Source organism: Nonomuraea sp. NPDC005650 (assembly GCF_040605375.1).
Classification (GTDB): Bacteria; Actinomycetota; Actinomycetes; order Streptosporangiales; family Streptosporangiaceae; genus Nonomuraea.
Genome location: NZ_JBEXCR010000039.1, coordinates 119770 through 131628 on the forward strand (window position 1 = coordinate 119770; position 11859 = coordinate 131628).

Sequence of the window (11859 nt, forward strand, 5' to 3'; positions counted from 1 at the left end):
GTCCAGCCTGTGCTTTTCAATTACATAGGGGAACATGGCCTGTGGCTATCCAGGCCGCGTGCAAAGATTGCGCTTTTCGGATAGAGAGTGCCCTCACCCGCCGCCCTTACGGGGTGGGGATGGCCGGCGACGCCCGTGCTCAGCCGGCGCATGGCGCATCCTGGCCGCCAGGCCGCCGCACTCACCGCCCGGATCGACGTAGGGGAACAGGCCGCTAGCGCTAGCGGCCCCTGCTAGAGCTAGCACCTCCACTAGGGAGTGTCCCGTGGATCATTGGACCGGGTCGCGGAGCCAGATCCTGATCGAGACGACGTCGACGGTGCCCTGGTAGATGCGCTCACGCTTGTCGGTGCGAAGGGCAACTGCACGGTAGCCCTTCATCTTGTTGATGCACCGCTCGGCGGTGTTGCGCTCCTTGTACCGCTCGGTGTCGAACCCGGGCGGTCACCCACCCTTACTGCCTTGCTTGAGGCGGTTGGCCTGCTGGTCCTTCTTGATCGGGATGACCGCTTTGATGCCGCGTCGGCGCAGGTAGGCACGGTTGGCGCGGGAGGAATAGGCCTTGTCGGCCAGCACACGCCCAGGGCGCTTACGGGGACGGCCCAGCCCGCGGCGTGGGATGCGTACACCCTCCAGCACACGCCGGAAGTACGGGCTGTCGCCGTGCTGGCCGGGGCTGATGATCCGGGCGATCGGACGGCAACGCCGGTCGGCGGCCAGGTGCACCTTCGTGCTCAACCCGCCACGCGAACGGCCCAGCGCTTCCCGCCCCTTCACTGGTTTGTGATCTACGCCGTCCCCTTTGACGGGAAATCGGCCGGCGGCCGGTGGCGGGCTCCGGCGGCATGCTGATGGGCACGCACCACGGTGGAGTCCACGCTCACCGTCCAGTCCTCGCCCTCGACCTCGTCACATCCGGCCCGCAGCCCGTCCAGGATCTTCTCCCAGGTGCCGTCCATTGACCAGCGGCGATGCCGGTTATAAACGGTCTTCCAGTTCCCATAGGAGAACGGCAGGTCACGCCAGGCGATGTTGGTCCGTACCCGGAAGAAGACCCCGTTGATCACCGTCCGGTGATCCGCCCACCGGCCGCCCTGCCTCGGGTTAGCCGGCAGCAAAGGGGCCAGCCGTTCCCACTCGACATCAGTCAGATCATGACGATTCAGGCGATCTTCCACTGGACTGATCTACACCAACCCGCCACTAAAGATCCACGGGACACGCCCTAGTGGCCGCCTGGCCATATTGACGCCTTGCAGCCATCCCAGGCGACCAGTTTGTTGGCGCCGAGGTGCCCGTAGCAGAGCTTGAAGACCTTGGCCGACCCCCAGAAGGAGTCATCCGCAGCGCAGCCACCCTGAGGCGCCCACACCTCGAACGCCTTCCTGGCGTCGACGGGATTGTCGTTGTGCCAGACCGCCTTGTAGGCGCGGCTATCGTCCTTGCCGTCGCACACCCTGATCGACGACCGGTCGGCGGGAACCGTTACGCTGCCGTCGGCGTAGCTGTCTCGCCAACCCGACATCTGAGCCGATGCCGGTCCGGCGACGCCCAGGATCAGTCAGCCTACGAGTAGCGCGATCGATCCACTTGCCCGTGATGCCATCACATCCTCCATCGCTTTGCAGTTCCAGAAGGATTACTTTAAGTAGTTATTTGACTACGTCAAGTCAGCATGCGATCGGGCTACATCGTTCCTGATGGCAAACCACGCCTTGTGGTTCGAACCGCGCATTGATTCAGTAGGGGACGAAGTGGGCATCTCCAGGACTCGCCGTCATCGGCCCCGTGGCAGCCACAAGTCGAGAGAGATCACGTCGCCTATCTCACTCTGACCTGCTTGCACGCCACAGATCACAGCCAGTAGCTCCGACTCCATTGGATGTCCAGGGCTGAAGCGTTCTCATGTGGCGAGATCCGGGGGTTGAAGATGGTGGTCGCGATGTGCGGGGTAGCAGCCCATGGTCCACCTGGGCATGCGGCCAAGCGAGAATGCGCTCTCATCTCAGCGGGACTGTCCGGCGCGGCGGAGGATCGTCGTGTTCGTCGTGCGCGTACCGATGAGTTTCTGCTCGGTCGACGGTCATAACCCGCAACGATCAGTTCGGACTCGGCAGAGGAGCAGCACATGGTAATCGTCGCGGGCCATATCGTCGTCGACCCGCAGCAGCGCGAGCGCTATCTCACGGACTGCGTGGGCGTCATTGAGCTGGCCCGCCGCGCACCCGGCTGCCTTGACTTCGCCATCAGTGCGGACCTGGTGGATGTCCGCCGTATCAACATCTTCGAGCGCTGGGAGTCGCAGACGGCCGTCGAGGCGTTCCGCGGCAGCGGCCCCGGCGACACGCAACGCGCTGCGGTTCTCGCCGCCTCGGTGGCCGAGTACGACGTCGCGGGCGTGCGCTCGCTGACCTGAACCGAGTGCGGGCGCCAACAAGCTAGCCGGAGACATCACGACCGATGGCCCTCATGTGTTCTCACTGCTGAGACCAAGGAGTTGAAGACCGTCGGCGGGGTGGCTGCGGTAGTGGTCGGTGGCGGTGGTGATGACCATCGCGGACAGGTCCAGGCCGGACAGCAGGGGCGTGAAGGCGGGGATCTCGTTGCTCGTGGCCTCGACCTGCCGCTGGGCGAGCACGGTCTGGGTGTCGTGCCGGACGGTGGCCAGCAGGTGAGTGACGCCGTTGCCGGTGCTGCTGCCGCGCAGGGCCTTGCCGTCCACAGCCAGGCCGAGCAGGGGTGTTCTGGCGGCAGTGGTCGTCCCTCTTTCCCAGGTTCCTTACGGCTGCGAATTCGGGATGCTGCGGAAACACGACGAGAGGGCCCAAGCCGCGGCAACGGCACAAGCCCTCCTCGCCACACAGAACACCAACCCATCGACGCGACGAAGGGCGCGACCCTACTCGTGCTCGGCAACCGGGGAAACCGATTCGCCCCTTGCCTTCTGCTGGCACCGGTCACGCAGATCGCGATGGCCGAGTGGCGGTGACCTCTCCCCATTGATTCGGCGCCGCAACCGGGTGATGCTGTCCGCCCGGCTATGGGCCGACCAGGGAGAATGAGCACGCCCCGTGACGTGAGGTCCAAGATCCGCTGTTTCTCGGTGGTTGCCATGAGTGAACCGCTGCTACCGAGCAGCGGGCGTGGAACAAGACGCTGCGGCTGACCGAATTGAACAGCCGCGATCCGACAGTGCCGAGTCCATGCGAACCAACCACCAGTAGGTCCGCCCATTCGGAGGCGTCGACCAATGCGTCCACGGGCTGCGCGGATCGAACATCCTCGATCACCGTCACCTGCGTGTACTCCTTTCGGAGCGCTTCCATCCGATCGTGGACCATCCGGTGGACCTCGTCCATGTCATAGGCGGCGTCCGGTTCGAGGGCATGCACAACCCTCAGTGTGGCGCCGCGCAACCTCGCCTGCTCGAAGGCGTAGGCCAGCGCAGGCTCGCACACCAGCGAGCTGTTCACCCCGACAACGACCTCCTCGTACACCGGTCTCAGTTCGCCGCTCACCACGACCACAGGGCAGCAGGCCTGACCGGCCAGGTCAACGCTGACCGAGCCTGGCAGCAGGCCGTTGAACCCACCCAGCCCACACCGGCCGACCACGATCTCGATCGCGTCCTTCGCCAGCTCGCGTAGGGCCGGGGCAGCCGCACCCTCAGCCTCCTGCGTCGTGACCTCAACCGCGGGGCTGCGCTCCTGGACGAGGGCTTCCGCTTCGCGCAGGATCCTTTGCCCTCTGCGGAGCAACGCGTCGGCCAGGTCTGGGTTAGCGGGCTCGCCGATCTGGCATGTGGAGGGGTCCACGGCATGCACGATCCGGAGCGGCAGGCGCATCCGGAAGGCGTCCCCGGCTGCCCACTTCACAGCGGCTCGCGAGGTAGCTGAGCCGTCCACTCCTACGATGATCACCGGTTCTTCTCCTTCGCTCACACCTCCATCGGACCCGCTGCCGGTTTGTGATTGCAGAGCCAGAAGTCAGTCCGGTCAGGGCCGAAAGCCCCCGCCACGTTGTGCGACGGAATGCTCACGGTTACTGCGCCGAAGGCTACGGTGAGGTCGAGAGCTCCCTGACCGTCTGGCACCTTCACAGGTCCTCATCCGGCGCCATTTCTTTCATGAAACTTGATATGGGTCGCCGAATAGGGACCGAAGGGCGAGGCATCAGGACCTTTGTCTCATGTCTGCGGCCTGGATGCTTCCCAAACTGAAAGGGGCAGAGACGCATCATCCCCTCGAGGAGATCCAGCGCCAGAGTGCCGATCGGGGCTGCTGCTCGACTGGCAAAGCATTCCAGCGGAACTCAGGAGGTGTGCCATGATCATAGTTGGGGTCGATGGATCGCAGGCAGGCTTGGAGGCCGTCAGCTGGGCGGCAAGAGAGGCGACGCTTCGCGATGTGCCGCTCATCGTGGCCCACGCCATGCCCCGATGGATCTGCGAGACCGGAGACGGTCGCCTTGCCGCGGTGGCCACGTGGATGCGCGAGGGCTGCGAGACCGTGCTCGCCGGGGGCAAGTCGCGAGCGGTCCATGAGCAGCCGACGGCCGAGGTGAAGACCCTCGTACTGCCAGGGGATCCGCGTCTCGCCTTGATAGAGGCATCGCAGGACGCCGAGCTCCTGGTGGTCGGCAGTCATGGGCTCGGAGGTGTACGTGGCATGCTGGTCGGCTCGGTGGCCTACGGCGTCGCCGGCCATGCCGCGTGTGACGTTGTCGTGGTACGTGCGTTGCCGTCGCTCCCGCGCGGCGAGATCGTGGTAGGCGTCGACGGCTCGCCCAGCTCCCATGCAGTGCTGGACTTCGCATTCGCCGAGGCGGAGCTGCGAAAGGCACGGTTGCGTGTCGTACACGCATGGGCCTGGCCGCGACTGGGCGGCTTCGCACCGGCGGACGCCGAGAGCGAGCAGAAAGAGTTGCTCGTGCTCAAGGAAACGCTCGCCGGTCGCCAGGGACAACACCCGGACGTCGAGATGATCGAGGAGAACGTGCACGGGCATCCCGTCGAAGTTCTGCGCCAAGCGGCGACAGGAGCCGACCTGCTCGTGGTCGGGTCACGCGGGCACGGAACGCTCACCGGGATGGTTCTCGGGTCGGTGAGTCACGCGCTCCTGCACCATTCGCCATGTCCGCTGGTCGTGGTCCGGGGCAGCGGCGGCGATCAGCGGTGATCGGTCAAGAGGGTATGCGCTTCTTTCGTATGTCCCGTCTGACTGCACGGTCCATGTCATGGTGTCGCCTGTCTCAGGCTCCCCGCACAGCAATCGTTATCTAGGGTTGTTGAGCGATCTGGCTGGTCAGATGCTTGCAGGCATGTAAGCCATGAAAGGCAAGTTGCCTGGCTGGCGGCCGGTGAAGCGCCTGTTCCTTCAGGCGATGACCGGACTGCGCCGCTCGATGAGCACGACGTCGCGCCAGAGGCCGTGATGGCGTCCGACGCGCTGCCGGGTGCCGATCACCCGGAACCCGGCGCGGGCGTGCAGAGCGAGGCTGGCGGTGTTCTCGGGGAAGATGCCGGACTGAATGGTCCAGACGCCGGCGGCCTCGGTGGAGGCGATCAGGGCCTGCAGCAGGGTGTAGGAGGTCAGCGATCAGGGCGCGGATGCGGGCCTCGATCTGGTCGCGGATGGGGCGCACGGCGTCGAGGCCCTGACCGGCGGGGTCATCGAGTTGCCGGTCCTCGTAGCGTTTGCCGGGGAAGATCGGGCAGGCGTCGCCGCAGCCCATGGTGATGACCACGTCGCTGGCCTGGACGGCGCCGGTGGTGAGCACTTTGGGGATTTCGGCGGAGATGTCGATGCCGGCCTCGGCCATCGCTTTCACCACGGCCGGGTTCACCTCCTCGGCGGGTGCCGGTCCGGCCGAGCGGACCAGGACGCGATCGCCTGCCAGGTGGGTGAGGAAGGCGGCGGCCATCTGGGAGCGGCCGGCGTTGTGAACGCAGACGAACAACACCTGCGGCTGGTCGGGCTGGTCGGGCATCGGTTCTCCTCTTCAGGGCAGGTCGGCGGCGGCCGGCTGGCGGACAGCATCGGGCGCGGGCGCCGTGCCAGGTTGTGAGGCGTTCTGTGCGGCGTTCGGGAACAGGACGGCCAGCAGCAGGCCGCCGAGCGCGGCCCCGGCCAGCTGGGCGGCGATGAAGCCGGGAGCCGAGGCGGGCGCGATCCCGGCGAAGGTGTCGGTGACGGCCCGGCCCAGGGTGACGGCCGGGTTGGCGAAGGACGTCGACGAGGTGAACCAGTAGGCCGCGCCGATGTAGCCACCGACCGCGACCGGCGCCAGCGCCGCCCGGCCTTGCCGGGTCAGGGCGAAGATGACCACGATGAGCCCGGCGGTTGCCATCACCTCGCCTAGCAGCAGATGCGGTGCTGAGCGGTCGTGGGCCGAGACCTGGACGGGCGGCAGCGCGAACATCGTGTTCGCCAGCACCGCTCCGGCCAGGGCCCCGGCGATCTGGGCGGGCAGGTAGGCGGCCAGATCGCGACCGCGCACGGCAGGGTCAGCCTCGCGGCGGGCCAGGATCCAGGCCGCCAGCGTGACGACGGGGTTAAAGTGCGCGCCGGACACCGGCGCGAGGACCACGATGAGCACGGCCAGGCCCGCCGCGGTGGCCAGGCTGTTGGCCAGCAGCTGAACGCCGACGTCGCGCGACAGACCGGCCGCCATGATGCCGGAGCCGACCACCACCGTGACCAGGGCGGCGGTGCCGGTGAACTCGGCCAGCGCCCGGCGTGCCAGATGCGCTTCTAGCGGGCTCACGGGGCGTCCGCGGTCAGAGCCTCGGGCAGGGCGAGCACGCCCGTCAGGCGCTTGAGCGTGGCCGGGATGATCCAGTAGTAGACCCAGGTGCCGCGCCGCTGACTGTCGATGAGACCGGCCTCGCGCAGCACTTTGAGGTGATGGGAGATCGTCGGTGCGGTGACCTCGAACGCACCGGTCAGCTCGCAGACGCAGACCCCGTCGCCGGCGACGCGGCCGCCCTCGTGCGCGCCGATCAGCGACAGCAGCCGCACCCGGATCGGGTCACCGAGGGCCTTGAACACCCGGGCCAGTTCGGCCGCCTCGTCCTGGCCGACCGGCTCGGCGACCAGCGGCGCGCAGCATCCGGAGGCGAGCACCGGCAGCTCCTGCTTCGACATATCTCTAATTTGACAGACTCCTAAGCAGGCACGCAAACTCGAGACTGCTTAGACATCCATCGAAACAACGATCGGAGATCGTCATGTCACGTGTCCAACTCGCCCTGCGCGTCGCCGACCTGGAGAGCTCGATCGCCTTCTATTCCAAGCTGTTCGGCACCGAACCCGCCAAGCGCCGCCCCGGCTATGCCAACTTCGCCATCGCCGAGCCTCCGCTCAAGCTGGTACTCATCGAGGGCGAGGCCGGCCAGGACACCCGCATGGACCACCTCGGCGTCGAGGTCACCGACACCGCCCAGGTCAACGCCGCCACCCAGCGGCTCAAGGACGCCGGGCTGGCCACCTTCGAGGAGAACGGCACCTCCTGCTGCTATGCCCTGCAGGACAAAGTCTGGGTCCACGGCCCCGGCAACGAGCCCTGGGAGGTGTATGTGGTCAAGGCCGACGCCGACACGCTCGGCAAGTCGGCCACCACATCGGCCGAGGGCGCGACGGCCGCGCCGTGCGTGTGCGGCGAGGACACGCAGCAGGATGGCGGGCAGCCCGGCGAACAGGAGGTCCCCGCCACCGAGGCGCGGGCCGGCTGCTGCTGACCGGCTTGACCGGTCCCACCGCACTGTGCGGTGGGACCGCCGTCGCCGATCGGCGCGGCGCTGACCGGGTGGTCCGTTCGGTCCACCGAAGCGAAGGCTGCCCCGGACAGGGCGTAGCCGGTTCGGTGAGCCGGGCTTCGAGGTCGGCGATCATCTGAGTGAGCAGGCTGGTGTTCTCGCGCCGGACGGGGTGCGGGCCGGATCTTCTCGTGGTACTCGGGGTCGTTGTGGCCGATGAGCTTGCTGCGCCAACTCCCCAGATCCTACGGCCGGCGATCAAGCCCGCGGCCCGTTTCAGCCGTATTCCGGTGGCACCCGCTGTACTCCGGTCGAAGTGGCTGCTGGGCCGTGATGCCATCACATTGGTGATGCTCGGCCTGGACGTGATCGTTCTTCCAGGAGCTTTCACGTGGGTTGAAAGAAAGGCCGAAAGCCCTCCTGACCTGGGACGTTGGCCGCTACCTGAGCGACGCCGCGCGCTGCCACTGTGAAGGATGAACGGCACCGTGCGAGGAGGACGTTATGGGTATGACGCTTTCCGCCATCGATCCCTGGGACGGCTGGGGTCACATGTGGGGCGCTGGATGGGGATGGCTGTGGAGCGGTTTCATGATGCTGTTCTGGCTCGCTCTCGTTGCATTGGTTGTCTGGCTGGTCGTCCGGGCGGCTATGGACCGACGTCAGAGCTCGCCCGTCGAGCGTTCCGGTGTCGATCGGGCGCGGGATGTGCTGGCCGAGCGGTACGCACGTGGCGAGATCTCCACGGAGGAATACCAGGACAGGCTCACCCATCTCGGCGGATCATCCTAGGCCCCGGCTTTGCCAGTGGGGTGGGTGGACCGTTGAGGGCGGGATGGGTGCAGGATCCGGTCGAGGCGGACGGCGACGTAGCCGAGGACCGACAGTGCGCTGACGATCAGCAGGTCGCCCAGGGCCGGCGGTTGGGTGCCGAGCAGCTCTTGGAGCGGCGGCAGGTACAGTCCGGCGAGTTGCAGGACGAGCGCACCGGCGACGGCGAGCAGCAGCATCGGATTGGCCAGCGTGCCTGGCCGGGTGCGGGAGCCCAGCGCGACGCCGAGTTGGGTGGCGCCGAGGGCGAAGAAGGCCATGCTCTGCCAGGGGCGGCCGGTCTGGTGGGCCCAGACGGCGACGCCGAGAGTGACGGCGGTGAGGACGACGGCGATGCGGATCAGGCGCTGCCACAGCCCCGCGCCCAGGATGCTCTGGCTGGGTGGCCGCGGCGGGTCGGCCATGGCTCCCGGTATGGCGGGCTCGCCACCGAGGGCCACGCCGGGCAGTCCGTGCGTGAGCAGGTTGATCCACAGGATCTGGGCGGGGAGCAGGGGGAGCGCGAGGCCGGCGAACGGTCCCAGCAACATCACCGCGATCTCGGCTGCTCCGCCGGACAGGCCGTAGACCAGGAAGCGGCGGATGTTGGCGTAGACGCGGCGGCCCTCCTCGACGGCCGCGACGACGGTGTCCAGGTTGTCATCGGCGAGTACGAGGTCTGCTGCCTGGCGGGCTACTTCGGTGCCGCGTTCGCCCATGGCGACGCCGATGTCGGCGCGTCGTAGCGCGGGGCTGTCGTTGACGCCGTCACCGGTCATCGCCAGCGTCTCGCCGTGGGCGCGCAGGTCCTCGATGATGTCGAGCTTCTGCCTGGGCGTGGCGCGGGCGTACACGCTGACCCTTGCGTGGTCTGCCGTCCCGGGATCGCGGAGATCCACGACGGGATCACCGGCGTTGATGATGCCGAGATCGGTGGCGACGGCCCGGGCCGTCCCCGGGTGGTCACCGGTGATGAGGAGCGGCCTGATGCCGGCCCGCTTGCAGGCGGTGATCGCGGCTGCCGCGGCCGGGCGCGGCGGATCCAGGATCGCGACCAGCCCGAGCAACGACAATCCGCTCTCCGGCGCGGTTTCCGGAACGGCGGGCAGATCGCGGCTCGCGACCGCCAGGACTCGGTAACCGTCTCGGGCCAGTTGCTCTGCGCGTTCGGCGGCGCGGGCCAGGAGCGTCGGATCGTCGGCCAGGATGCCCGGGCTGAGGAGCACGTCGGGTGCGCCCTTGCAGATCACGCGGCCCTGCCCGCCGGGCAGGCGATGCACGGTGCTCATGCGCTTGCGTTCGCTGTCGAACGGGCGCTCGGTCACCCGCGGGAATCGCTCCTGCAGGTGCTGACGGTCCAGACCGAGTTTGGCGGCGGCGGCGAGCAGGGCCGCCTCGGTGGGATCGCCCAGCGCCGTCCAGTCCGCGCGGAGGTCTTGGGGTGGTGACAATCTGGCGTCGTTGCACAGGACGGCCGCCGTCAGCAGGTCGGAGAGGGTCTCGATGCCGAGGGAGTCGTCACACACGATCTGGCCGTCGGGTGCGTATCCGGATCCGGTGATCGTGGCCTCTCCCGTAGGGGTCCAGAGGCGCCTGGCGACCATCCGGCCCTCGGTGAGGGTGCCGGTCTTGTCGGTGGCGAGCACGGTCACCGAGCCGAGGGTTTCCACGGCGGGCAGCCTGCGGACGAGCGCCTTGCGCGCGGCCATCCGGCGGGCTCCCAGAGCCAGGCTCAGGGTCACGACCGCGGGCAGGGATTCGGGTACGGCCGCGACCACCAGGCTGATCGCGGTCACCACCATCAGCTCGACAGGCTGCCCGCGGGCCAATCCCAGGGCCAGCACCAGCGCGGACAGCGCCACCGCGACGCCGGCCAGCAGGCGGCCCACGCCCACCAGGCGCCGCTGCAACGGCGTCAGACCTGCCCCCTTGACCAGCATGGACGCGATCCGGCCGCTGGCGCTCGCCGGCCCCACGGCGGTGGCCACCACCCGGCCACGCCCGCGTACCACGACGGTGCCGGAGGAGACCGGGTCGTCGCCGGCCTTGTCCACCGGCACCGACTCCCCCGTCAAGGACGACTCGTCCACGAGCAGTGCCGCTGACTCCACCACGATGGCGTCGGCCACGATGATGTCGCCTTCGGCCAGCACCAGCAGGTCTCCCACGACAACGTCGGCCGCCGGAACCTCCAGCTGGCAGCCGTCGCGAACCACGCGCGCCACCGGGGCCGTGAGCTGTGACAACGCCGTGATGGCCCGGTCGGCGCGCACCTCCTGCGCGACGCCGACGGAGGTGTTGACGACGATCACGAGCATGATCACGGCGGTGTCGGTCCAGTCGCCTGTGGCGATGGTCAATACCGCCGCCACGAGCAGGACGACGATCAGCGGGTCACGAAGCTGGGCTGCGACCCGCCGCCACAGCGGGACGGGCGGCTTCTGCGGGAGCAGGTTCGGCCCGTCCCGCCGCAGGCGCACCGCCGCCTCCGCGGACGACAGTCCGGAGCGTGTGGGGATCACCACCTCTTCCTCCTTGATCCGCGGTCGGCCAAGGTGCCACATCGTCTCGCCTACCTGTTTTCGCAGGAAGCGAACCCGGAGCCCAGGGACGAAGGTCCCGACCGGCAAGGCCGGACGGCAGGCTTGGCCGGCCGTTTACCCGTCCGGTCCGGCTCATCCGCCGGCCTGGCGGCGTTCCGAACACGCCGGTGGACACGTACACGTCCCGCGGCTCGGACGTCAGCAGGCTGACAACCGTAGGCGCAAAGTGGGACGGCCAGACGGCACCGAGAAGCTCATACGCCACAAACCGGCAGGGTCAACACCTTCCGTCATGAAGCGAAGGGACTACTCACCGCCTGCGACGCCGCAGGAGTCGAGGAAACCTCCCATCGATTCCGCATCGACAGGCATGGGGCCATGCGAGTGCCCGGAATCGTGTTCGCCTCTCGCGCGCTGCTGCCTGAGGACGAGGCCCTCCAGCAGGTGATCAACGTGGCTGCCCTGCCGGGGATCGTCGACGCCTCGTACGGGATGCCCGATCTTCACTGGGGGTACGGCACTGGTTCGACTCGGAGCACGACACCCTGGTATTCCCAGGGCCGGATGCGAGGATCGAGTACGTGAACGCCTGAGGCATCCCAGAGAGTTCGTCGAACGATTCTTTACATCTTCCGGCGGCACGCCTGCCCATGCCCGGACCAGCACGGGTAGGGGCAGGTGAGAGCGCTCCGTACCCTGTTCGGGAGGCGAGCGATGGATATAGGCGAGACCGGAGTGAAAGCCCGGGAC

Annotated in this window: 10 protein-coding genes and 2 pseudogenes; 4 read left to right on the plus strand and 8 right to left on the minus strand. The window is 67.8% G+C overall.

The features are described from left to right. Positions 1-270: 270 nt before the first annotated feature. Both ABZS69_RS48905 and ABZS69_RS48910 read right to left on the minus strand, forming a co-directional pair. Positions 271-1166 (minus strand): annotated as a pseudogene (locus ABZS69_RS48905) (IS5 family transposase). 59 nt (positions 1167-1225) lie between these two features. Further along, positions 1226-1525: a hypothetical protein gene (locus ABZS69_RS48910; RefSeq protein WP_355386239.1), complete on the minus strand. Its 300-nt coding sequence runs from the start codon at positions 1523-1525 to the stop codon at positions 1226-1228. A 603-nt stretch (positions 1526-2128) separates the two neighbouring features. Between ABZS69_RS48910 and ABZS69_RS48915 the strand changes: the two genes are divergently transcribed. Then, positions 2129-2416, plus strand: coding sequence for an antibiotic biosynthesis monooxygenase family protein (locus tag ABZS69_RS48915; protein WP_355386241.1), 288 nt, complete (start codon positions 2129-2131; stop codon positions 2414-2416). A 51-nt stretch (positions 2417-2467) separates the two neighbouring features. On the opposite strand, the gene ABZS69_RS48920 is transcribed toward ABZS69_RS48915, so the two are convergent. Together ABZS69_RS48920 and ABZS69_RS48925 are read right to left on the minus strand one after the other, a co-directional pair. Further along, positions 2468-2722, minus strand: a complete 255-nt coding sequence (locus ABZS69_RS48920; protein ID WP_355386244.1) for a hypothetical protein — start codon at positions 2720-2722, stop codon at positions 2468-2470. A 316-nt stretch (positions 2723-3038) separates the two neighbouring features. After that, on the minus strand, positions 3039-3920 hold the full coding sequence (locus ABZS69_RS48925; protein WP_355386247.1) for a universal stress protein: 882 nt from the start codon (positions 3918-3920) through the stop codon (positions 3039-3041). A 405-nt stretch (positions 3921-4325) separates the two neighbouring features. Here ABZS69_RS48925 and ABZS69_RS48930 point away from each other — a divergent pair, with 405 nt between their 5' ends. After that, positions 4326-5177, plus strand: a complete 852-nt coding sequence (locus ABZS69_RS48930) for a universal stress protein (RefSeq protein WP_355386250.1) — start codon at positions 4326-4328, stop codon at positions 5175-5177. Between the two features lie 406 nt (positions 5178-5583). On the opposite strand, the pseudogene ABZS69_RS48935 reads toward ABZS69_RS48930, so the two are convergent. The 3 genes and pseudogenes from ABZS69_RS48935 to ABZS69_RS48945 form a co-directional block, all read right to left on the minus strand. Continuing rightward, a pseudogene (locus ABZS69_RS48935) lies at positions 5584-5988 on the minus strand (arsenate reductase ArsC); the annotation flags it as partial. 12 nt (positions 5989-6000) lie between these two features. Then, positions 6001-6765 carry an aquaporin gene (locus tag ABZS69_RS48940; protein ID WP_355386253.1) on the minus strand — a complete coding sequence of 255 codons (765 nt, stop codon included), beginning with the start codon at positions 6763-6765 and terminating at the stop codon, positions 6001-6003. After that, positions 6762-7145, minus strand: a complete 384-nt coding sequence (locus tag ABZS69_RS48945; protein WP_355386256.1) for a metalloregulator ArsR/SmtB family transcription factor — start codon at positions 7143-7145, stop codon at positions 6762-6764. Before ABZS69_RS48945 ends, ABZS69_RS48940 begins: the two co-directional genes overlap by 4 nt. Before the next feature lie 83 nt (positions 7146-7228). Between ABZS69_RS48945 and ABZS69_RS48950 the strand changes: the two genes are divergently transcribed. Beyond that, positions 7229-7738 carry an ArsI/CadI family heavy metal resistance metalloenzyme gene (locus tag ABZS69_RS48950; RefSeq protein WP_355386259.1) on the plus strand — a complete coding sequence of 170 codons (510 nt, stop codon included), beginning with the start codon at positions 7229-7231 and terminating at the stop codon, positions 7736-7738. Positions 7739-8260: 522 nt separating this feature from the next. Beyond that, positions 8261-8548 (plus strand): SHOCT domain-containing protein, encoded by a 288-nt coding sequence (locus tag ABZS69_RS48955; RefSeq protein WP_355386262.1) that lies wholly within the window; start codon positions 8261-8263, stop codon positions 8546-8548. Here the strand turns inward: ABZS69_RS48955 and ABZS69_RS48960 are convergent. Beyond that, complete coding sequence (locus ABZS69_RS48960) at positions 8545-11091, minus strand: cation-transporting P-type ATPase (protein ID WP_355386265.1); 2547 nt, start codon at positions 11089-11091, stop codon at positions 8545-8547. The genes ABZS69_RS48955 and ABZS69_RS48960 overlap by 4 nt on opposite strands. Positions 11092-11859: the final 768 nt, after the last annotated feature.